At 41.4% G+C, this 22,720-nt stretch carries 18 protein-coding genes, 1 tRNA gene and 5 pseudogenes; 13 read left to right on the forward strand and 11 right to left on the reverse strand.

The features are described from left to right. Positions 1-8: 8 nt before the first annotated feature. Both LGZ98_RS05265 and LGZ98_RS05270 read right to left on the reverse strand, forming a co-directional pair. The gene (locus tag LGZ98_RS05265) at positions 9-1,538 is read right to left on the reverse strand and encodes a hypothetical protein (RefSeq protein WP_113043612.1); all 1,530 of its coding nucleotides are present in this window, start codon (positions 1,536-1,538) and stop codon (positions 9-11) included. 134 nt (positions 1,539-1,672) lie between these two features. Then, positions 1,673-2,535: pseudogene (locus LGZ98_RS05270) on the reverse strand (tyrosine-type recombinase/integrase); the annotation flags it as partial. A gap of 482 nt (positions 2,536-3,017) precedes the next feature. On the opposite strand from LGZ98_RS05270, the gene LGZ98_RS05275 reads away from it, so the two are divergent. After that, positions 3,018-6,008, forward strand: coding sequence for a DEAD/DEAH box helicase (locus LGZ98_RS05275; protein WP_113043613.1), 2,991 nt, complete (start codon positions 3,018-3,020; stop codon positions 6,006-6,008). Positions 6,009-6,164: 156 nt separating this feature from the next. Here the strand turns inward: LGZ98_RS05275 and LGZ98_RS05280 are convergent, their stop codons facing one another. After that, positions 6,165-7,574: a DUF8370 family protein gene (locus LGZ98_RS05280; protein ID WP_113043614.1), complete on the reverse strand. Its 1,410-nt coding sequence runs from the start codon at positions 7,572-7,574 to the stop codon at positions 6,165-6,167. A gap of 250 nt (positions 7,575-7,824) precedes the next feature. Between LGZ98_RS05280 and LGZ98_RS05285 the strand changes: the two genes are divergently transcribed. Further along, positions 7,825-8,010: a hypothetical protein gene (locus LGZ98_RS05285; RefSeq protein ID WP_058588530.1), complete on the forward strand. Its 186-nt coding sequence runs from the start codon at positions 7,825-7,827 to the stop codon at positions 8,008-8,010. Here the strand turns inward: LGZ98_RS05285 and LGZ98_RS05290 are convergent. After that, a pseudogene (locus LGZ98_RS05290) lies at positions 7,974-8,153 on the reverse strand (phage polarity suppression protein); the annotation flags it as partial. The gene LGZ98_RS05285 and the pseudogene LGZ98_RS05290 overlap by 37 nt on opposite strands. On the opposite strand from LGZ98_RS05290, the pseudogene LGZ98_RS05295 reads away from it, so the two are divergent. After that, a pseudogene (locus LGZ98_RS05295) lies at positions 8,141-8,443 on the forward strand (integrase core domain-containing protein); the annotation flags it as partial. The pseudogenes LGZ98_RS05290 and LGZ98_RS05295 sit on opposite strands and share 13 nt — an antisense overlap. 33 nt (positions 8,444-8,476) lie before the next feature. On the opposite strand, the gene tnpB reads toward LGZ98_RS05295, so the two are convergent. The 3 genes from tnpB to LGZ98_RS05310 form a co-directional block, all read right to left on the reverse strand. Then, positions 8,477-8,629, reverse strand: coding sequence for an IS66 family insertion sequence element accessory protein TnpB (gene tnpB / locus LGZ98_RS05300; RefSeq protein ID WP_082302860.1), 153 nt, complete (start codon positions 8,627-8,629; stop codon positions 8,477-8,479). Positions 8,630-8,695: 66 nt separating this feature from the next. After that, entirely contained in the window at positions 8,696-8,953 is a 258-nt protein-coding gene (gene tnpA / locus LGZ98_RS05305) for an IS66 family insertion sequence element accessory protein TnpA (protein WP_229015570.1), read from the reverse strand. A 46-nt stretch (positions 8,954-8,999) separates the two neighbouring features. Beyond that, a complete protein-coding gene (locus LGZ98_RS05310) occupies positions 9,000-9,206 on the reverse strand; it encodes an Arm DNA-binding domain-containing protein (protein ID WP_229015569.1) in 207 nt (68 codons plus the stop codon). A gap of 1,323 nt (positions 9,207-10,529) precedes the next feature. On the opposite strand from LGZ98_RS05310, the gene LGZ98_RS05315 reads away from it, so the two are divergent. The 8 genes and pseudogenes from LGZ98_RS05315 to LGZ98_RS05350 all read left to right on the forward strand — a co-directional run bounded on the left by LGZ98_RS05315 (position 10,530) and on the right by LGZ98_RS05350 (position 15,191). Beyond that, positions 10,530-10,724 (forward strand): hypothetical protein, encoded by a 195-nt coding sequence (locus LGZ98_RS05315; protein ID WP_146748118.1) that lies wholly within the window; start codon positions 10,530-10,532, stop codon positions 10,722-10,724. A gap of 15 nt (positions 10,725-10,739) precedes the next feature. Further along, a complete protein-coding gene (locus LGZ98_RS05320) occupies positions 10,740-11,618 on the forward strand; it encodes an integrase domain-containing protein (RefSeq protein WP_113043615.1) in 879 nt (292 codons plus the stop codon). A 3-nt stretch (positions 11,619-11,621) separates the two neighbouring features. Next, positions 11,622-11,822 carry a helix-turn-helix transcriptional regulator gene (locus LGZ98_RS05325; RefSeq protein ID WP_036773792.1) on the forward strand — a complete coding sequence of 67 codons (201 nt, stop codon included), beginning with the start codon at positions 11,622-11,624 and terminating at the stop codon, positions 11,820-11,822. Continuing rightward, the gene (locus LGZ98_RS05330) at positions 11,819-12,352 is read left to right on the forward strand and encodes an ash family protein (protein WP_262977799.1); all 534 of its coding nucleotides are present in this window, start codon (positions 11,819-11,821) and stop codon (positions 12,350-12,352) included. Before LGZ98_RS05325 ends, LGZ98_RS05330 begins: the two co-directional genes overlap by 4 nt. Before the next feature lie 95 nt (positions 12,353-12,447). Further along, positions 12,448-12,801, forward strand: a complete 354-nt coding sequence (locus LGZ98_RS05335; RefSeq protein WP_262977800.1) for a primase-helicase zinc-binding domain-containing protein — start codon at positions 12,448-12,450, stop codon at positions 12,799-12,801. Positions 12,802-12,923: 122 nt separating this feature from the next. Then, positions 12,924-13,295 (forward strand): annotated as a pseudogene (locus LGZ98_RS05340) (toprim domain-containing protein); the annotation flags it as partial. Positions 13,296-13,394: 99 nt separating this feature from the next. Continuing rightward, positions 13,395-14,387: pseudogene (locus LGZ98_RS05345) on the forward strand (helicase RepA family protein); the annotation flags it as partial. A 552-nt stretch (positions 14,388-14,939) separates the two neighbouring features. After that, on the forward strand, positions 14,940-15,191 hold the full coding sequence (locus tag LGZ98_RS05350; RefSeq protein ID WP_046974925.1) for a helix-turn-helix domain-containing protein: 252 nt from the start codon (positions 14,940-14,942) through the stop codon (positions 15,189-15,191). Positions 15,192-15,275: 84 nt separating this feature from the next. Here the strand turns inward: LGZ98_RS05350 and LGZ98_RS05355 are convergent, their stop codons facing one another. Then, positions 15,276-16,538 (reverse strand): tyrosine-type recombinase/integrase, encoded by a 1,263-nt coding sequence (locus LGZ98_RS05355; RefSeq protein WP_113041592.1) that lies wholly within the window; start codon positions 16,536-16,538, stop codon positions 15,276-15,278. 164 nt (positions 16,539-16,702) lie between these two features. Further along, a tRNA-Leu gene (locus LGZ98_RS05360) sits at positions 16,703-16,787 on the reverse strand. Between the two features lie 490 nt (positions 16,788-17,277). On the opposite strand from LGZ98_RS05360, the gene ampH reads away from it, so the two are divergent. Beyond that, positions 17,278-18,495: a D-alanyl-D-alanine-carboxypeptidase/endopeptidase AmpH gene (ampH, locus tag LGZ98_RS05365; RefSeq protein ID WP_113041691.1), complete on the forward strand. Its 1,218-nt coding sequence runs from the start codon at positions 17,278-17,280 to the stop codon at positions 18,493-18,495. Between the two features lie 210 nt (positions 18,496-18,705). Here ampH and lptG read toward each other — a convergent pair whose 3' ends face one another. Together lptG and lptF are read right to left on the reverse strand one after the other, a co-directional pair. Continuing rightward, entirely contained in the window at positions 18,706-19,782 is a 1,077-nt protein-coding gene (gene lptG, locus LGZ98_RS05370) for an LPS export ABC transporter permease LptG (RefSeq protein ID WP_113041594.1), read from the reverse strand. Further along, a complete protein-coding gene (gene lptF / locus LGZ98_RS05375; RefSeq protein ID WP_113041595.1) occupies positions 19,782-20,882 on the reverse strand; it encodes an LPS export ABC transporter permease LptF in 1,101 nt (366 codons plus the stop codon). The genes lptG and lptF overlap by 1 nt, the downstream gene beginning before the upstream one ends. A gap of 286 nt (positions 20,883-21,168) precedes the next feature. Between lptF and pepA the strand changes: the two genes are divergently transcribed. Then, positions 21,169-22,689 (forward strand): leucyl aminopeptidase, encoded by a 1,521-nt coding sequence (pepA, locus tag LGZ98_RS05380; RefSeq protein ID WP_113041596.1) that lies wholly within the window; start codon positions 21,169-21,171, stop codon positions 22,687-22,689. Positions 22,690-22,720: the final 31 nt, after the last annotated feature.

Consider the following 22,720-nt stretch of genomic DNA (forward strand, 5'->3'; position numbering starts at 1 on the left):
TAAGGAAATCACAGTCTATCAAATTCGTCATAAACATAATCTTGAGAGTATTCCCTCAAGACTTTCTTATCAAAAGAAACATAAAAATAAGTATCATTTAAGGATTTCACTCTTTTTATTTCCTCACTCCTTATAATGCCAATGCTATCTCTCCAAACAGCCAAAAGAGTTTCCTTCCCGAGTATCTTTTCTTTCTTTATCCATATATCAGACAAATATTCATGGGCATTAAGAAATGAATCATCTTTAAATTGAATCAGCATATCCTTGCTTGGCTTAAGCATCAATGTTGTAAGCCAAATACCATTATCATTTTTCTGAAAAAAATCAACCATAGTAGCCAATCGTTGATAATCAATTGGTTTTATTTTAATGACCGCATTAACAAGCTTTTCATTCCCAAATAATTTATCAGAATGTTCAATTGCCGATAAGCTATTTTCAAGATTAAAATAAAGCTTCTTACCTTTATCTTGGATTTCATCAAATGAAATCTTCAACCCATTTTCTATTTGCGCCGAAAGATACTCTGCTAAACGCTGAGTGAAGCTATCATTACGAGCCAACCAGTTATTCAGCTTATAAAACACTATAGACTCATAACCAACAGTAAAAAAAGCACTATTTCTATTCGTTTTTAAATATACTATCAATTCGTTGATTTTGGAGTTTGCATCTGCAAAATCAATTTGCATCAAATATTTTGCCAATGTGACTTTATTCAGATCGGATTCAAACTTATCAATATTTTCCATTGCAAACTCCTTAGCCCTTTTCTCATCAAAATGCCTAACATTATCAAAAGCTGCCATCAGCATACTTTCACTATATGAGATATTCGGGTTATCAAGAATTGACAGAGACCAACGTAACAGCGAACGATTCCAACTTAATTTATCAAAAACCACACCTCTTTTTGTTTCACTAAAATTTGGATTACCAACAATATCAGAAATATTTTGCGTGTTAATATCATCTCTAATAAATTTCCGCCCTAAAAAACTCTTACTTGCAATAATAATATTTAAAGCATCAATAAAATCAGAATCTGATGTCTTAGGTTCAAGAACAATTGCCATTAATCTTTCCGTTTCAGAACCTGTAAGCCTAATGGAGAACGGAGTGTTATTTCCTTCACGGGATAAACGAATACTATAGGAATCCAACAATGCCCTAGTCCTTATTTCCTCTAACACCTTTCTTCCCCCACTATTATCATTATCAAACCTTAACCAATTATTGACTTTATCAGTATAATATACTGTCAGATTGTCAATTATACTTTTTACACCAAAAAAACTTGCTGCAAAAATAAAAAAACCTGTTACAAAGAATACAACTACTAACCATTTTTTCGTATGTTCAAGAACCCCCATTGTTTTATTAATAGCTGACTCTGTAATTTCTGACTTAGCTAAATCAATGCGGTCAACCACTAACTGCTGTAAACGCAAGTTCTCTTCTTTTATTTTATCAAGCTCTGCTTTATAACGTAAAAATTCTCGCTCTATTAGAAGCTTATTTATTTCGTTTTCCATACAAACTCCATTTTAATTGAATCTTTAATTTGCAATTATAACTGTTACGGAGGTAGATTTAAATTTAAGGGCTGTACTAAATAACCGCGCCAAATAGTAAATCAGTTGAGGGAACTCAACCAGTTTGTAGTGATGTGATGATCACCCGGAAAAATTAACTCATTATCTCCAGATAATTTTTTAATCTGTTTTAGTAATTCAAGAGCTTGATGGGATAAAGGTACAAAATATATCGTTCGCATCTTTGAACCTCGATGAGAATGTTTAACACCATCAATAGGCTCTCTTTCTGCTGGAATTGTCCACAGTGCTTTATCCAGATCAACTTCTCTCCAGCGCGCAAAGCCGAGTTCACTGGAACGAATAAACATATATAGAGTCAGTCGGACAGCTAAAATAGTTAAGTGACGTCCCTTATGGTGTTCAAGACGAGTAAGAAAATCGGATAATCTTTAAGAGGAAGAGCAGAACGATGAGTTGATTTACGTGTCGCCAACGCACCTTTGAGACCTTGAGCAGGATTGCGAGCCATCAGGCCATTCTGTACCGTATAGCGCATAATAGCAGTAATCCTTTGTGTTGTCTGGAAGCGAGTTCCAATCGCAGAGAAAACATTACGTCGGAGATCCCCTAATACTCGTTCTGAATGCGTTGTTGACCAACGCTTATTACTACTGTGCCAATCTCTAGCCACTTTTTCAAAAGTTAAGGTTTCGGCAATCGCTTCTTGTTTTTCTACTTCTCTTTTTTTACTGGGATTGATGCCATTGCGGATCATTATCTTAATACTATCGCGTTGCTCTCTAGCTTTCCCCAGTGTTACTTGAGGATATGCACCTAAAGCAATCCGGCTTTCTTTACCCGTAAACCGATATTTCAGATACCAGCGTTTTGAGCCACTGGGTTTAATGAGCAGATACAAACCTTGTACATCAGTAAATTTGTATTCTTTTTCACGGGGCTTTGCCGCACGAGCTTCCATGTCTGTTAAAGGCATAATTTGGGGGTCAACTCATTATCGAAAAGAACTGACCCCCAATTTGACCCCCAAATATCATGGATGTCAACGGATACGAATGGACAATTATAGACTTAAAAACTAAATAATTTTTTTTCAGGTAGTTATGGAAGTTTATGGACGTCTTTGGAAGATCAAATGGTGAAACACAGACGTTCATAAACTCTCCACTCAAGTCTACTCTATTGATGCCAGTTCGGTGCAAATCTAAGACCGATCTAAAGATGTTGAGCAACATCAATATTCTCACTATCTTAGCGACACACCTATGTTATACGTAAAAAGCCATCTCCAGTTTCTGCAGATACCCACTCATCATCGCAGGATTGTTGAAGCTCACTTTGACATGTTCTAATTCTATATTTTTTAGAGCCACTTAATAGAAAAAAAACCATTGTAGTGGTAACGTCACTGATCGTAATTTAACCAAATTCGAGTTGAACTAAAATGGAAATAATGTAATGGGACTGTTAATAGAAAACAAAGTGAAAGACAGTACAGTGACATGGCTACCTCTCGATACTGAGCATCACTCCCCCGAATCAATCCATGCATCTTGGTGTAACTCAAATTTTCTTTTTAAAGAAGAAAATTTAACAGCTGGTATCAATGGTCTTAGACCTCCACAAATTGGAGGCATCCATGCAGCATTAGGTTACGAACGTTCTGACGATATGTCAGCAGCAACTATAGTGATGCCAACAGGAACAGGTAAAACAGAAACCATTTTATCTATAGTTGTAGCTGGTCATTTCAAGAAAACTCTAGTGATTGTTCCCTCTGATGCGCTGCGAGAACAAACTAAAAATAAGTTTATACAGTTGGGCCTACTCAGACAACTTGGTTTAATAAAAGAAGATATTTTTAATCCTATTGTTGCTACAATCAAGCACGGTGTTGACAACATCAATGACTTAAAAGAAATACTAACGTCAAATGTTATTGTCGCATCAGTAGCAGCACTATCCAAGTTCAAACATGAGTTCTTTGTTAAATTGACTGAAACTTGCTCTCACCTCATAGTCGATGAGGCGCATCATATCACGGCTAAGACTTGGGCAAGTGTTAAATCTCAATTTAAAAACAAGTCTATTTTTCAATTTACAGCAACTCCGTTCAGAAATGATGGTTCTAGAGTTGAAGGAAAGATTATATTTAATTATCCTCTAAAAAAAGCGCAAGATGACGGTTACTTCAAACCCATTAAATTTCATCCTGTCAGAGAATTTATCGAAGAAAAATCTGATAAAGCGATCGCTGAAAAAGCGATAAAATTACTAAGGGATGACTTGAGAGCTGGCTTAGACCATATAGTAATGGCAAGAGCGAGCACAATAAAGAGAGCTAAGGATATATTTGAAATTTATGCTAAAGAAATGGATTTAAAACCTGTCTTGATAAACAGTAAGACAAAGAAAAAATCTGACGTTTTAAAAGCCATAAAAAATAGAGAGCATAAGATTATAGTATGCGTCGACATGCTGGGAGAAGGCTTTGATCTTCCGCAGCTAAAAATATCAGCTATTCATGATCCGCATAAAAGTATAAATATTATGCTCCAATTTACAGGGCGTTTCACCCGAACAGCTAAAAATGTAGGTGATGCTAAATTTGTCGCAAATATAGCAAATCCCAATGTTAACGAAAGTCTTGAAGAATTATATAAAGAAGATTCAGACTGGAATAGTGTAATAAGCGATATAAGCTATCGGAAAATTAAAGATGAAAAAGAATATCAAGAATTTCGATCAGGATTTCCCAAAGAAAGCAACCTTCTTGATTTAGGATTAACTCCAAGCATTAGTACAACAGTGTACAAAATGCTCTTGGCAACTTGGAAGCCCGACCGCTTTCTGCAGTTTGCAAATAAACAATTTCAAGTAATGGATTCAGTTCTGAACAACGAGAGAAATATTTTAATTTTCTCTGTCAAATCCTTCTTACCAGTAGGATGGGCCAGTTCTAAAGAGTTATTTGATGAGTCATGGGATCTATACATTGCTTACTATAACCAGCAATCCGGCCTGCTATTCATACATTCCTCCGCAAAAGATGGGCTAGTTAAAAGGCTAGTTAAGTTAGTTGCAGACAATGCATTACAAGTCAAAGGAGAGCATGTTTTTAGATCTTTGGCAGGACTTAAACGGTTAAAACTACAAAATGTAGGCTTAAATAAAAACAAAAAAGGTCTTCGTTATTCAATGCACACAGGAACCGAAATTAATGACCAGATACCTGATATAGAAGCAAATAGAGCCACTAAATCCAATATATTTGGGAAGGGATACGAGAATGGGGAATTAGTCAGCATCGGTTGCTCATATAAGGGAAAAGTATGGGCAATGGATAGCGATTCATTAGATAAATGGATTACTTGGTGTGACAATATTGGTTCGAAAATACTAGATGACTCTATCGATACAAATAAAGTCATGAAAACGGCAATGCAAACAGAAGAATTGTTAGAATACCCAGACATAGCACCTCTTTCTGTTGAATGGCCGGTAGAACTACTTAGAAAAAATGAAGCAAAAGTTACTGTTAAATCAAAAGACTGGGAAGAAAATTTGATTAACTGTGAACTAATTCCGGCGGAACATCAAAAATCAGACAAAAAATTATTAAATCTTTTTTTAAAAACTCAATATGGTCTCAGTCCTATAACTGCAAAAATAACTTCTCTAGGAGAGGTTACTTTCACTTTGCAAGATAGCCTTGACATTACATTTGGAGAGCAGACTTTTCAATTATCTGAATTTTTCAATGAATACCCTCCAACAATTTTCATGTGTGACACATCAATTATTGATGGTGGATTCAGATATTATCCTAATGAAGAATATGTATACAAATATGATATTAATAATACTGAAGTCTGGGATTGGGATGGAGTTGATATCTCTGTTGAATCTCAGACTCATTCAAAAATAACTCATTCAATCCAATACCATACAATTCAGAAAATAAAAGAATCTTATGATTTTATTTTTGACGATGATGGTGCTGGTGAAGTTGCGGATATTGTAGCCATAAAAAACATTGATAATAGAAAACTAGTTATAGATCTATTTCATTGCAAATATTGCTCAAAACAAAATGGGGTGGCTACTCCAGGTGGTAGAGTTGACGATGTTTATCAAGTCGCTGGTCAAGCTGAAAAAAGCATTAAATGGTTTGCAGATAAAGAGGGGCTAATTTTACGTTTAATAGAAAGAGAGCGCACAAGACTTAATCAGGGAAAAACATCCCGAATAGACAAAGGTAAATTTGAAGACTTAATTTACCTAGCCAAAATTGCCAGATATTCAGATTTTAAGTTAGGTGTTGCTATCGTTCAGCCCGCAATATCAAAATCTCTAATTTCTAATGCGCAATTAACTATTCTGGGTGCCACGGCAGCCTACATTGATGAGGTAACTGGCGTTAAGTTGAGGGTCATAATCAACAAATAACAAAATTATAAACATGGTATTTAAGTCAATCATAATTTATGCTCATGCACGATACTATGATCCATTATTAATTAATGTTTTGTTGGGGTGAGTTAATTATGAATTCATACAAATAAGAGCAAATACGGTGGTGACAAGCGACCACCGTTTACATATTCAATTAAGATCTTTAAATTTATCACGCAGCGCATTGAAATGCTGCTCACCAATATTCAAATACTCTTCGAGAATGCTATCAATGGTTGCGTTATTTATAATAAAGATGTACCTCCCTTCTTTTTTAGCCAACTCCTTTAACTTATCTTTTTGTAACCCTTTAGTTGCTTCGCAGCAGACCAGCAAGCACACTGATGTCCCAATATCACCCATTTCGCAAACGAGACTTTCTAGATATTCACCATTAATACTAACACTTGACATTACAATATTTACTAGAATTTTATCTGATAAAATTTCAAAAACAGAAAAATCAAAAAAGAATCCTGCACGCGATTCATTCATCATTGTAAAACTATAATCATGGATATCATTTCTGATCAAGCATGGATAGAAAAGAGATGGATAAAATATAGTCAGAAGCAATTTTTTTATGCTTTCAACATATAAATGGTAGTCACTGTTACTTATTGCAGCCTTGAGATTTTCTACATCAGAAGCTAGTGGCCCCGTAACAGAATCTTTTGAATCGTCGAAACGTTTATGTGGAAGTGGAGAGGGTAGTGAAAGTAAAAGCTCTTCTTTATATTGCTTTATCGTGTCAGGATATTTTACTATCTGCTCCTCAATAAACTCCTTCGACTGTCCAAATTCTTCAATAATCCTTTTAGCTGTTACCGCTGGTTTTCCTCTTAAAAGAGTTACAAGCGCAGAGCCAGCCTTAAGATGCTCAGTTTTGATTTCTGGAATAATATACTTTCGATAAAATGACGAATGTGAATAAGCTATCCTCTCTCTCGCCAATACCTTTGGTATAAGTATAACCTCTTCACCATTGTGTACAGGGAGTTTGAATGTTTTTTTACACCAACGCTCATTAATAGGATCCCACAAACGGACACCGGAAACTTCAGACATTCCCACATTATAAAATTCACAAATTTTTTGTGTATATTCTATAAATGGTAGTTTCAGCATATTACAAACAGAGTCTGAGATCCTGTCAGATGCAATTCCCTTTATAGTTAATGCTGTATCCTCAAGATCTTGAAGCAAGCCTGACTGAGCAGCCTTACTCTGTTTCAAAGACTCTAGAATTAGCTGAGCCGTTTTTTCACCTAAAGCTTTCCCTGAGGATTTCTTTGCAGAATAACCAAGATGAAAAGAATTGGACTCCCTTAAAGATGATAATAAAACCCCTGCTCTTTTAAGATCTCCATTTTTTATACTTGCCATAACATCTGAAAAATAATCTTGAACTAATCTTTCAAGGCTATTTCCCCAGTTAGTTTTTAACGCTCGAATAGATGTGGGATCTATAAAAAATTGCAAATCAGTATCTAAGGGGATATCGATAAAATCTAAACTTACTTGCTGGCATTCCATTTTAAACGCTTCAGAAAACTTCATGTAGCTCTCCTTACTTAAACGCACTTACAATGAAAATTCTCCCATTTGTATTACATAGACAGAAAGCTCACAAGTTGAGCAGTTTAAAGTTGTCTGAAAAATCACAAAAAGTACAATTTACTTTTTATGTATCAAATAAATAGATTGATTCAGAAAAACTTTTTTGAATCGCCTTTAATAACTATTTTTTACAACCGTCTGTGCGCAATGCTTTCCCCGTCACACCAGCCTGCTTCATGAGGCGATTTTAATGCAGGTGCATGAACAGCCCCAGACCGCACCAATGCTGGCACTGGCGGGGGATGCAGGGACAGAAAAACGCATGCAAAACCATGCACCTGATGGATACATGGTTTTTTTCATTAAAAATAGCAGGATTTTCGGGGATTTATTTGCGCACTACTGTGCAGCCAGTTCTGCACGTCGGCGGGTGTAAATCAGGCTCTGTGCAGGGGTAAATTTTTCACGACTGTCATCCCGCGAAGCCGCGTCAGATCTGAATTCGATGGCTGTTAAAAGGTCGCTGTCCTGTGCGGAATAATTAATTTTTTCTCCGGCGACCAACCAGACCGAAAGTGATGTCTCACAGTGATCAAGGCAGTCACTATACCAGCAAAGTATTCAGACGGTTATTGTGGCGTTATGGCATCAAACAAAGCCTGAGCCACCGAGGCAATTGCTGGGATAATAGCCCAATGGAGCGCTTTTTCAGGAGTTTAAAAAGTGAATAGGTTCTTGAAGAAGGATATTCAGATTTTAGAGAAGCCTTTCGCTCAATCACAAATTATACAACGGGTTATTATAGCCAGCCTCATCCCCATCGGTACAACAATGGGTTGATACCCAACGAATCAGAACGATTATTTTAGGAAAACTCTAAGTTAGTGACCAATTTTTATTGATCACAACATATCGCGCTGACGATTGCAGAAAATAAACCCGGCTTCACTGAGCGGCTCCAGACCGAGTGCGTCAACCATACCCGCCAGCCCGTCGATGGATTTTCGCATGTCAGCATGACCAGACACCAGATAAATCGCGCCGACCGGGATCATTGCAGCGCCTCAATCCAGTGCCGGATCTGCCCAGTGGATAAGCCTGCCGGCAACTCAGCCCAGAGCTCATTGAGCAGCAGAACGTGACGGTGTGTCCGGTGGCACAACCGGATGAAGACGTTGGGGCTCGCGTTGTTGCCGGAGTTTTTTTGCCCAATAGTAAAACGTGGCCAGATTAATCTCACGGTGCTGACAAAATGCTGTGACCGTCAGCCCGCTCTGTTTCTGAACCTCGATAACGGCTGCCCAGTGTTGTTGTCTGGAAGCGAGTTCCAATCGACCAACGCTTATTACTACTATGCCAATCTCTAGCCACTTTTTCAAACGTTAAGGTTTCGGCAATCGCCTCTTGTTTTTCTACTTCTCTTTTTTACTGTGACTGATGATTGCGGATAATTATCTTAATACTATCGCGTTGCTCTCTAGCTTTCCCTAGTGTTACTTGAGGATATTCCCCTAAAGTAATCCGGTTTTCTTTACCCGCAAACCGATATTTCAGATACCAGCGTTTTGAGCCACTGGGTTTAATGAGCAGATACAAACCTTGTACATCAGTAAAGTTTGTATTCTTTTTCACAGGGCTTTGCCACACGAGCTTCCATGTCTGTTAAAGGCATAATTTGGGGGTCAACTCATTATCGAAAAGAACTGCCCCCCAAATATCATGGATGTCAACGGATACAAATGGACAATTATAGACTCAGAAACGAAGTAATTTGTTGTTTTTTAAGGTAATTATGGAAGTTTATGGACGTCTTTGGAAGGCCAAATGGGAAGGCCGGACTCGAATAATAAAGTAACATATTGTTTTTAAACAAATTTATTAAAAAACATTATTATGATGCCCCTTTTTATGCCCCCAAACAAAAAATTACTTACTACTATTTCATGTAACTAATTAAATTTAAATGAAAAATTAATACAACAGATATGGTGTGACTTTATTTCATTTGAGATACAAGATAACTCCGTATTCTTCCAATTCTCTTAGTTGACTTGTTAAATTTTTTAACAAGTCAACTAAGAGAGGACAAGCATAGCGCGTCAGCTAGAAAATGCCCATGTTATAGTCATCAGTAAGCTGATTTCGTCAGCGTATCTAATCAATAGTCTAACTAACTGATTAAATTATCTGTTCCCTATTGCTACGTGTTACATCCTGCGCTAACCTTGTTACACTTAATTGCTGTCATCGACAGCCGCCAATGTTTCCGAGGGATCTGTGAGGAAACGCTTTCGAGTGATCCGCTATTGCTGCCATTGACAGCACTCAATGCTTCTAAAAGGTCTGTGAAGAAGCGCTTTCGAGCGACCATACCTAAAATTCTCCCTGATCTGAAAAGAGAAGGCCGTCAGATAGCATGAGGCTGATAACCCCGCTTATCCTTTGAGAGTGGGGATCGCGAAATGAAAGCGATGAAGGTGCATTTATACATTTAACTCACTCACGGGTCTTCTATCCCAGAGGAAGCGAGTTCTTCTTATATCCAAGCGTCAGACAGGACAGCTTTAACTGCCTTTCGCTCTAATGAGATTAAGCCACGAGTTTAGCCTCATTTCATTTACGTAAGCTAAAGCATCCGGTTTGCTTGGCTCACACCTTAACTAACTGCTGCCTGAGTTATCAGGCGGTCAGGTAGGTTATTTCTCAATATCAGCATATTGCGACAGTTTTACACTACTACGGGCAACACTTTGCTATGCCATCAGGCATCAGCAAGCACCTGCCCTGCTTCTGTTTACTGACTCCGATGTTCAGGCGTCACTTTTCGCCGGTTTACCGCTGAAAGTGACGCCGCCGCATAAAGGTAACATCCACATTTACAGGCGTATGCCTGCTCAACAAATCAGTGCTTCTGTCACTGCTAATTAAGATTAAAACACCATCAAAAAGGAGAGCTTGACGATACCGAGGCTGGCTTTTGCCAGAGGGGATAACCTGCCTATGCAGGCGGTAGTACAGCGTACTCCAACCGATACCCCACAATACCTCAACAGCGTTCACTCTGGCGCACAGGTATCGTTCAAGGGCAAAGCAGATAACCCCTGTTTTGTCAGAACTGTCGCGCGCCAGAGATTTAATGTTATCAGGTGAAAAATAAGGAGTGATATGAGTCGATTAGTCAGGGAAATGCAGACCTTTGCCCGGCAGGCTGGAGGCAGTCATAAAACCTGTCATGACCGCATTCGGATAGCGAGGCGGCTAGGTGAGTTTTTGTTGAAACTGAATATTCAGGTGAAAAGCCTCAACTATTTAAAGACCAAACACATTGAAAGTTATATCCATGCCCGACTGTCTCAGGGCATAGCCAAACGCACCCTGCAAAATGAAATGTCGGCGCTCCGCCATATCTTTCTTCTGGCAGGCCGGACAAAGTTAAGTACCTCTCCCCGATTGAGTAATCAGGCATTGGGACTGAGTGGCGCCAGTCGTGCAGGGACAAAACAAGCCATTCCTGATGTGCTTTTTCAGACAATTTATCAGAAAGCAGCAAAATACGATGCCGGACTGGCAATCATCCTCCAACTTACCCGTTTGATGGGGCTACGTTCTCAGGAAGCCGTTCAGTGTTGTGCTTCGCTGAAAAGCTGGCAAAAACAGCTTAATCAGCCAGAGCCTAAGCTCCATGTAGTTTTTGGTACTAAAGGCGGCCGCCCCAGACAAACTCGTGTACTGAATGTGGACGCTGTGAAAAAAGCGGTTGATAGAGCCATTGAAATTGCAGAGCAGCGCGGCGGCAGGCTGATTGATAAACCCGATCTCAAACGAGCGATGAACTACTGGCGTGCCCATACCGCTCATCTGGGATTAACCGGCTGTTATGCCCCACATAGTTTGCGCTACGCATGGGCACAGGATGCGCTGAGGTTTTACCAAGAAAGCGATTTTACTCGTCAGGAAGCCAGGGCTTTAGTCTCAATGGATTTAGGTCATGGTGATGGTCGCGGGCGTTATGTTGAACGAGTTTACAGTCAAAAGGAGGATTGAGAAATGGCAGAGACAACCTTAATACGTCTGGCGGATGTCATGAAAAAAGTCGGTTTAAAGAAATCATGGATTTACCATTTGATGCAGCAAGGGGAATTCCCTAAATCTGTCAGTCTGGGAGCACGCTCAGTAGCATGGGTAGAAAAAGAAATTGATGAATGGATTATCAATAAAATCAACAACCGCGAGGAAACACAGGGATGAGTCTGAATGAGGCTTTTAACCTTAATTATAAGTTGATAATCAGTAAATTACTGAGGTATAGTTCACGCGCTGCGGCAAAATCCGCAGCCGGGATTTGCAGCCCGTACTCCTTACTGTCGATGCCAATTTTCTTTGGTATTACGGCCTTAGCACACCTGTATTATATTCAGTATTGTTATTACTGCTATATACATCAGTCAATGGTGGCTCAGGCGGGGCAGCCTTTGGGCTGGCCGGTGTCCAGTAAGGCCGGTACTGCAAACTCCGTTTGGGCTACCACCAATGAGATTTGCAGCTCAGGTGGTAGTTATAAGTACTACTTACCGGAGGCCATTTTATGGCTACAACCCCTCATCATTTCTACTTGCTATCTCAACTCTGGCTATCTTGTCTACAATGTCCACTATTCTCCCGTTCTAAGGCTTTTTCTCTGGCAGGGGTGTTTTATGCATGATTACCGCCCTGAAAACTCAGAAGAAGTACTCGACCATTGCCGGGCACTTATCAACAGTATTATTGAGCAAAAATAATCTCGCATTTAAGGAAATCCTGACTTTCGTTTTATGGGAACGTATTGAACTGCTCAGTAAAATGCTGGTTGGAGAAACCACAGAGGAGGAAAGCCATGCCCTCCTTCATTTCTGATATTGTCCGGCAATCCTGCCACCGCTGGCCCGCGATCCTGTCTCAGGCAGGCATTGTTGTGCCCGCCAATAATCGTCATGGGCCTTGTCCCATGTGCGGTGGGAAAGACCGGTTCCGATTTGATGATAAAAACGGTAATGGTACATGGATTTGTAATCGGGCTAAATGCGGTCATGGAGATGGACTGGATTTATTGGCAAAATTTAAAGGTTGTCAATTAATTGAGGCGGCAAGGTGGATATCTGAGTTGTCAGAACTCCCGTCAACGGCGCCAGCCAGAAAAAAGCCTCTGTTATTCAAGTGCCGATTGCTGAACGGGTCAATTCGTTATTAAATCAGTGTATTAAGGGCGCGAGCCCTTATTTAATTCGCAAGAGTTTAGCTGAACGTGTTTTTTTGTTCCCACCGGCTTACTGTCAAAAAACAGGCAATGTGATTTTTCCAGAAAATACACTGGTGTTACCACTAGTTAATATTGCAGGAGGATATTGCGGTGCCCAATTGATTCACCCTGACGGCAGCAAGCGATTATTACCCGGCAGTCAGTTAAAAGGGGCTTTTGCTGTTGTCCATGAACCCGATTCTTATGATGACATTATCATCACAGAAGGTTATGCCACTGGTTTATCACTGGCCGTTATTAGCCGAAACAGTACAATCTATGCCGCCATTTCCGCTAATAACCTGCTCAATGTAGCAAAAGCGCTTAAAGCGCAACATCCGCAAGGTGTTTTTATTATCGCAGGGGATAATGATGTTGATGCAGATGAAAAAAACACAGGAAAAATTAAGGCAGAACAGGCCGCGAATGCAATACAGGGAAAGGTTGCACTGCCACCAACAGACTATCAAGCTGACTGGGATGATTACCGTAAGCAATATGGTGATGAAGCAACCCGAGCAGCCTTTTATCACCAGACCGGTAAAATCACCGGTTCCCTTTCTGTGACTCGTCTCCCCACGACCTACAGCACATCATTACCTTTACGCAGAGGTTCTGAGGGCTTTGATACTCATCAGGATTATCTGATCAAAGGTCATTTGCCCAGTAACGCCTTAGCCAGTATTTACGGCCCCAGTGGTTCTTATAAATCTTTTTTGGCGGTGTCCTGGGCATGTCATATCGCCACGGGTAGAGCATGGGCAGGTAAACGCGTCAATCGGGGAGCGGTGGTTTATGTGGTCGGTGAAGGTGGTCTGGGAGTTCCGCGTCGTATCCGGGCATGGGAAAGCAGCCTGAACGATAACAGCCCGATAGATGCCCTTTACCGTATAGACTGCCCGGTGTTTCCTGCTAGTCAGGAAAGTGCTGAGCAAGTGATTTGTGCAGCGAAAGATGTCGAACAGGAAACCGGATTGCTTGTCCGTCTGATTGTACTGGACACCCTCGCCCGCTGTTTTGGCGGCTCGGACGAAAACACCGCTAAAGATATGGGCGCATTTATTCAGGGTTGCGACTATATCAAAGCCAAAACAAATGCCACCGTGCTTGTTGTGCACCATTCCGGCAAAGACCAAGATAAAGGCGCAAGAGGCTCCAGCGCCTTTCGGGCAGCACTGGATGCGGAGTTTAATATCCGCCGTGAAAATGATAAAGAAGCGCTGATATTAAGCTGTACCAAAATGAAAGATGCTGATGAACCGCCACAAGTCGCTTATGACTTGCATCCGGTCAGCATTTGTATTGATGAAGACGGCGAAGAGATTACCTCTCTGGTGTTGTCAGATCAGCCCAGACAACCGCAGGATGCCGCAGCTGGTGATATGGCACTGGCCCATGTCCGGCGTCTGTCAGGCAATCATCTGGCACTATGGGAATCTATTCGTAACCGAACAGCCCAAAGCGATTCCTGCACAAAATCACAGGTGCGGGATGACTTACGAGCGAAAAGCATTGATGTATCAAAGAAATTCAGCCGCTAGCTGGACAAACTGGAAAATGATGGATTATTGACCGTGTTGGGTGAAGATATCCGCATTAATCAACGCCACTCTAATATGGGGGAATAAATGGTAAATGTGGGGGATATTGTCAAAAATCCAGCAATGCTCCCCACTTACCACTTATTAAGCTCACCTAAATGGGGGAAGCACGTGAAACCCTTATTCTGTCTGGCTTTAAGCGATTTTAATAATATCAATGTGGGGGCAATAAAAATCCATATATCGTGGGGGACAAAATGGGGGAAGAGTAGGTATTTTCCTTCTGTCGGTATAGAGCTATTTAATTCATTCATAATGTATGCTTAACACCATCCCATTTATTAACGTCCAATAGAGTACTCACATTATTTTATAATAAGAAAATCATCTTCTCTTTATTTAAAGAAAAATAAAATGGGTAATCAATGGGGGAGTTTTATTTAAACGGGGGAAATAATAAAATAATGGTATTTTTTAACTTTAACTATTTACAGATAGAGTCCATGAAAGGATAATTATTTTATGTCACCACTCAGGAAAATATAAAATATGATTCAACAGGATTGGCATCCAGCCGATATTATTGCCGGACTGAAAAAGAAAGGAATAACATTAGCCGCTTTATCAAGGAGCGTTGGACTGGCTTCATCCACACTAGCAAATGCACTGACACGCCACTGGCCTAAAGGAGAAAGAATTATTTCTGATGCGTTAGGAGTTCCGCCTGAAATTATCTGGCCTTCCCGTTATGAAAATAACGGCATTAAAATATCCATACCAGAGAGACTTTATAATTCTTAAAAAAACATTATTAACTCAAGACATCTATTGCCCACTATTCAAAGTGGGCTTTCTTACACAGTGAATTAATGTGTTTTTATATGACTATTTACTATTTTTCTTTGAGAAAACGTAAGGAGCAATAAATTCTTTTTTACATTGATCCAAATAATCCGCCCACCATTGTATCATTAATCGCCGTTCCTCCAAATGTTCAGATGTATGGATATAAGCAGCTCGGACACCATTACGCTCTGTGTGGCTCATTTGTCTTTCAACTGCATCTTTTGACCATAGCCCTGATTCAACTAAAGCGCTACAAGCCATCGCTCTGAAACCATGCCCGCATACTTCCGTTTTTGTATCATATCCCATCACTCGTAATGCATTATTTACCGTATTTTCACTCATAACTTTATTAGGATCATGGTCGCCGGGAAAAAGCCGTTCATTGTCCCCACTAAGCTCTTTAAGTTGCTGTAAGATATCTATTGCCTGATTACTCAACGGCACAATATGGGCTGATTTCATTTTCATGCCACGGTAAGAATAACGAACTCCTTCGATTGGATTTCGTTGACCAGGTATCTCCCACACTGAACTATTAAAGTCAATTTCATCCCATCGTGCAAAACGTAACTCACTAGAACGCACAAAAGTGAGTAAAGTCAGTACCACCGCTAAACGTGTAATTTTCCTGCCACGGTAATGACTTATACGTTCCAATAATTCAGGAAAGCAATTGGATGGCAATGCAGGATAATGTTTAGTTTTAGGCATGGTCAGCGCCCCGGCCATATCTATAGCCGGATTACTGTCGATAATGTCATTTTGTACAGCATAGCGCATGATAGCAGTTACCCGCTGTTGGAGCCGTTGAGCTACATCATGCTTTCCTGCATCATCCACCATTCGGATAGGTACTAATAGATGGCTAGTCTTTAACTGACGGATATCAATTTTACCAATATGAGGAAAGATGTATTGTTCAAGGCTGCGCAGTACACGCGCCCGGTTATAGTCACCCCACCGCTTATTACTGGAGTGCCATTTCCTAGCAATAGTTTCAAAATTGAATTCGCCTGATGCCTCAGCTTGTGTCTTTTTCTGTGTTGCTTTGGGATCTATACCACTAGCTATCAGTTTTTTAGCCTCATCACGTTTAGCTCTGGCATCAGCAAGAGAAATTACCGGGTAAACCCCAAATGCTAACCTGTCTTCTTTTTTATCAGTAGGTCGGCGGTATTTCATACGCCAGTATTTTGAACCTCTCGGAGTAATTTCCAGATACAACCCGCCACCATCAGCGAGTTTATAGGCTTTATCTTTTGGCTTTGCTGCCTCTATTTGCCTGGCATTGAGTTTCATGTTGGGGGCACATTATTAATCGAATCGGAAGATGCCCCCAATTATGCCCCCACAGATATGTGGATTGCAACGGACGATAATAGACCTTGATAGACTATTTTATTTGATTTATAAGGAGTTTTCTTGGATAAGTGGACTTTGGTGAACTGCTGTGAACATAGTCATGGTGCCGAAGGCCGGACTCGAACCGGCACACCCGAAGGCGGTTGATTTTGAATCAACTGCGTCTACCGATTTCGCCACTTCGGCACTGAAGTAGTATGCGGAAAACGAGGGCTATTATACCTGTCAGCGATCTGTTAGCAACTGTTATCCTTCTAACTTTGGTTTAAGTGTTGAAAAAAAGATCAAACCCATCTTTCAACACACATGCGCGTTCAATTACTGAACATCAAAACCCTAAATAAGTACACCTAGCAATATCTTTTCCACCTGAAATAGCACCTTCTCTACAATACCAGAGCAAAAACAACTCCTCTTGAGACGTTTTTTGCGACCATAGTTAGCTGAACCACCTGACGCTGATAGACAACCTATAATCACCTTATATAATCTCAGCATGATAATTCGCTATGAGGTAAATGGTTATGACGATTATTAGCTGGATTGGCGCCGGGATCTTTTTAGGCATTGTCATTGGTGCGTTGATGGCATTGTTTAAAAAGAATAAATAGCCGCTTTTGCTATCTTTATCCTGTTTGTGAATTCACTGGAAATATGCCTGATTGGTCAATTCAAAATGAATAAACAGTTTTTTAAGATCTTCTCTGTTTCTGCGATAGCGTTGGCTCTTACAGCCTGCTCTTCTTCAAACAAAATATATTCGGCAAAGTTTCTGCAACCCAAGAAACAACCATTGAAATGGGAAGTGTTCGAAGGAAATGCGAGAACTAAAAAGCTGGCTTCACAGTTGGTTGATCAGTATGCACAGGATATTTTCAACAGCAGCAATGCGCAAGGCATGGCGATGGTGGTGATTGATAATAATCAGACGGTTTACCGCAGTTTCGGTGAAACTCGTCCGGGAAACGGCATCCGTCCAAAGCCCGATTCAATCATCCGTATTGCCTCACTGACTAAGCTGATGACCAGTGAGGTTATGATCAAGCTCGAAGAGGATGAGGTTCTGCGTTCCACCGATCCATTGCAGGACTATAGCTATTATGGCGTGAAAGTACCCCAATACAGCCCTCTTCAACCTATCCGGTTGTTCCACCTGGCAAGCCATACCAGTGGCTTACCTCGTGAGCAGCCGGGAGGTAAATGGGGGCGCCCTGTTTTTGTCTGGCCTACACAAACCAATCGCTGGGCTTGGTTAAAAACAGCTCAATTAGATTCCGTACCAGGCACAACAGCATCTTATTCCAATTTGGCTTACGATTTATTGGCAGATGCACTCTCTAAGGCTACGGGTAAGCCATATACCCGTTTGTTACACGATAAGATCACCGGCCCTTATTACATGAAAGACACCACACTGACGCCAAGCCGTTCTCAGTGTGCTCGTTTGATGGAAAGTTATAAGCCAAGTCCATGCCTTAATGCGATTGCTGCGGCAGGCAGTGGGGGAATTTATTCAACGCCAAAAGATATGCAGCGTTGGATGCAGCAGTTTTTATCATCAGACAGTCAGTTACGTAAACAGACCGCAAGCCGTGAACAAGGTATTTATTTTAAGCGTTCCGCTCTAGCTTCAATTAAAGGGATGGATGTTGCCGGTCAGGCCGATGGCGTTGGCCTTGGTTGGGTTTATATGAACGGCCGTGGTGATATACCGGGTATTTATCAGAAAACCGGCGGCGGCGGTGGGTTCAATACGTATATGGCAATGATCCCTGAACAAAATATCGGAGTGTTTGTGGTGATCACTCGTAAACAACGTAGCCAGTTCAGTAGCGTAACAACGGGGGTTAATCAACTGGTAACTGCATTGTCGAGGAATCACCATCAAGCTTGAGCCTTTTACATCTTAAAATCGAGATGCTCAGGATAGGGTTTCTTAGCCAAAAACCCTATCCCTATATACCCGTCATCTTTCAAGTTGCCTCTGTGTTGGCTGCTCTCGCTCACCCCGGTCACATCGTTATCTATGCTCCCGGGGATTCACTCCCTTGCCGTCGCGATGCATCTTGAAATCCATAGGATATAGTTCCTCGATTTCTAAAAACTACTGTCTCTTAAGGAGTAAATAAATACTCACAGTAAGGAACAATAGGCTTGGTAACAGTGCCGCCAAAACCGCTGGCACGCTGTACACCAAGCTCAGTGGACCAAAGATCTCATTAAGTACATAAAATAGGAAGCCAAAGCTAATCCCTGTCACCATCCTCACTCCCATCGGCACACTACGCAGTGGTCCGAAGATAAAAGAGAGTGCCATCAACATCATTACTGCAACTGAAAGCGGCGCAAATATTTTTTTCCACATATTCAGTTGATAACGGCCTGATTCCTGTTCACTCTGCTTAAGGTACTTGATGTACTGATATAAGCCACTGATGGAAAGCGCTTCAGGCTCAAGTGCTACCACATTCAACTGTTCTGGCGTCAGGAGAATTTTCCAGTCAGCAGAAATACGTTGTGATCCGGTGATTTTTTTGCTGTCTGTCAGATCAGATTCTTCCACCTGAGAAAGCTTCCACAGGTCGTTATCCTTATCATAAACCGCACTGGCTGCATACTTTACAGAGAGTAGTTTTTTATCATCACTAAAATGATAGATGTTGACGCCTTTAATCTCGGTATCACTCACAATCCGCTGGATGTAGATAAAATCGTCCCCATCTATCGTCCACATACCTTTATTTGTTGAAACCAGAGAACCACCAAGCATCTTCTGAGCCCGGTAATTACGCGCCATCTGTTCACCTTGTGGCGCAACCCACTCTCCGATAACCATAGTCAGGATCACCAACGGAATAGCCGTTTTCATCACTGAGCCAGCAATCTGCATACGGGTAAATCCAGAAGCTTGCATAACCACCAACTCACTACGGGTTGCCAGCGTACCAAGCCCCAGTAAGGCGCCAAGCAAAGCTGCCATCGGGAAGAATATCTGAATATCTTTCGGCACACTTAACAAAACATAAAGACCAGCAGAAATAGTAGTATATTCCCCCTGTCCCACTTTTCTTAACTGCTCAACAAACTTAATAATACCGGAGAGTGATACCAGCATAAACAGCGTCATCAGAATAGTCTGTAGAATAGTCCGACCGATATAACGATCCAATACACCAAACATCAGGCTACTCCTCTGCCGTTGAAACGAGCCCGGACCCTACGCACCGGCAACGTATCCCAAATATTGAGAACCAGCGCCAACATCAGATAAGTCCCATTAGTCAGCCACATCCAAATCATCGGGTCCAATTTGCCTTTACTACCGTTAGAACGCAGAGAGCTTTGCAATAAGAAGAAAATCAGATAAAGCAACATTGCGGGCAACATGCTTAACACTCGCCCTTGACGTGGGTTCACCACACTTAACGGTACTACCATCATAGCCATAATTAGTACCGAGAGCACCAAAGTCAAACGCCAATGGAACTCAGCGCGGGAGTCCTTATCATTATCCTGCCATAACTGGATAATAGACTTCTGTTCAACTTTATTATTATCTACGATTGAAGTCTGATGCCCGATAATCGCTTGATAATCACGGAACTCAGTGATCCTAAAATCACGCAGCATTGCAGTGCCTTCGTAACGCGTACCATAATTAAGGACGACCACCTGTTTGCCATCAGGTCGCTCCACCATATGCCCGCCATTAGAGATCACCACGGAAGGACGCTGGTTATCAACGGGGCGAAGTTGGGCAAGGAATACGTTTTCAAATTTATTGCCGTGCACGTTGCCAATATAGAGCACCAGATTACCATCCTCGGAAGGTTTGAACCTCCCTTCCATGATCGCTGCCAAGCTTGGGTTAGCTTTAGCATCAGCCACCACCTGTTCTTGATATTTCGAGGACCACGGCATGACCCAAATGACATTCACTGCCGCTAGCGCGGAAGTTAACAACGCCAGAATAAGCGCCGAAACCACCAGCACACGCTTGCCCAAACCACACGCATGCATAACAGTAATTTCACTTTCAGTATAGAGTTTACTGAAAGTCATCAATACCCCAAGAAACAGACTCAGGGGCAAAATCAACTGCGCCATTTCAGGCACACCTAATCCTAACAAGGATAAAACTAAATTTGCCGGGACGTTTCCTTCCACTGCGGCACCCAAAATTTCAACTAATCTCTGACAGAAAAAGATCAGTAAAAGGATAAAGAGTATCGCAACTTGGCTTTTCAGGGTTTCCCGTACCAGATATCTAATGATGATCACGCTTATTACGCCTGTGAAAACTTGTCTTTTTGCAGGAAAATCGCTAACTTCATTGTATATATACCATTTATTATGTGCATCAGTTTGGCTTCCTCACTGCTAAAATGATATCGAAGCATTCCATATTTAGGTTCCCAGTCAGAACATACTTATATAGTTAGCTAAATAATAACAAACAGTGCGTTTAGCTTAACATAAATAGTTAATTTTCTATGGGGTAGATTAATGCGAAACGCTATATTTTAGCGATAGCATCCGTCTTTGTCTTTAAGATTCAGGAGAACGCATGGAGTTTAGTGTAAAAAGCGGTAGCCCGGAAAAACAACGTAGTGCATGTATCATTGTCGGCGTTTTCGAACCTCGCCGCCTTTCCTCTATCGCTGAACAACTTGATAAAATAAGTGACGGTTACATCAGTGCATTGCTGCGCCGCGGTGAACTAGAAGGCAAAGTTGGTCAATCACTGTTGCTGCATCATGTTCCCAATGTGTTATCTGAACGTATTCTGCTTATCGGCTGTGGTAAAGAGCGCGAATTGGATGAACGCCAGTATAAACAGATTATTCAGAAAACTATCAATACTCTCAATGAAACGGGGTCAATGGAAGCTGTTTGCTTCTTAACAGAATTGCATGTCAAAGGCCGCAATAATTATTGGAAAGTGCGCCAAGCGGTAGAAACAGCAAAAGAATCTCTCTATGTTTTCAACCAGCTAAAAAGTAATAAAAATGAGTTGCGCCGCCCACTGCGTAAAATGGTTTTCAATGTTCCGACCCGTCGGGAGCTAACCAGTGGTGAACGTGCCATCCAACACGGCCTTGCTATTGCTGCCGGTATCAAAGCGGCCAAAGATCTTGGTAATATGCCACCCAATATCTGTAATGCCGCTTATCTGGCTTCTCAGGCACGCCAGCTCGCAGATTCGGCCAATAGCCATATTACAACAAAAGTGATTGGTGAAGAGCAGATGAAAGAGCTAGGCATGAATGCCTACCTGGCTGTCGGTCAGGGTTCTCAGAATGAATCTCTGATGTCAGTCATGGAATATAAAGGCAGTCCTGATAAAAATGCCAAACCCATCATCTTGGTTGGAAAGGGGCTGACTTTTGACTCAGGCGGTATTTCAATCAAATCTGCGGGTGGCATGGATGAGATGAAATACGATATGTGTGGGGCTGCAACAGTTTATGGCGTGATGCGTGTGGTTTCTGAGCTACAATTACCGCTCAATGTCATCGGTGTCATAGCAGGCTGTGAGAATATGCCAGGAGGGCGCGCTTACCGGCCTGGAGATATTTTAACCACCCTATCTGGTCAGACTGTCGAAGTGCTCAATACCGATGCCGAAGGCCGTCTGGTTCTGTGCGATGCGTTAACTTACGTTGAACGTTTTGATCCAGAATTGGTCATTGATATCGCTACACTGACCGGTGCTTGCATAACAGCTCTTGGTAATCATTACAGTGGATTGCTATCCAACCATAATCCCCTGGCCCATGAGTTACTCAATGCTTCAGAACAATCCGGTGATCGCGCATGGCGCCTACCAATGACCGATGAATTTTTTGAGCAAATCGATTCTAATTTCGCTGATCTGGCGAATACCGGTGGCAGTGGGGGTGGCGCGATTACCGCCGCCTGTTTCCTGTCCCGCTTCGCAACAAAATATCACTGGGCACATCTGGATATCGCGGGTACGGCCTGGCGTTCAGGTAAAGCAAAAGGCGCAACAGGTCGCCCGGTTGCACTACTGTCACAATTCCTGTTAAATCGGGCAGGAAGTACCGGTATCAATAACGACGATTGATTTGATTCCTCTCTTAGTTTAAAAGGGCATT

This window comes from Photorhabdus kayaii, assembly GCF_025384895.1.
GTDB lineage: Bacteria > Pseudomonadota > Gammaproteobacteria > Enterobacterales > Enterobacteriaceae > Photorhabdus > Photorhabdus kayaii.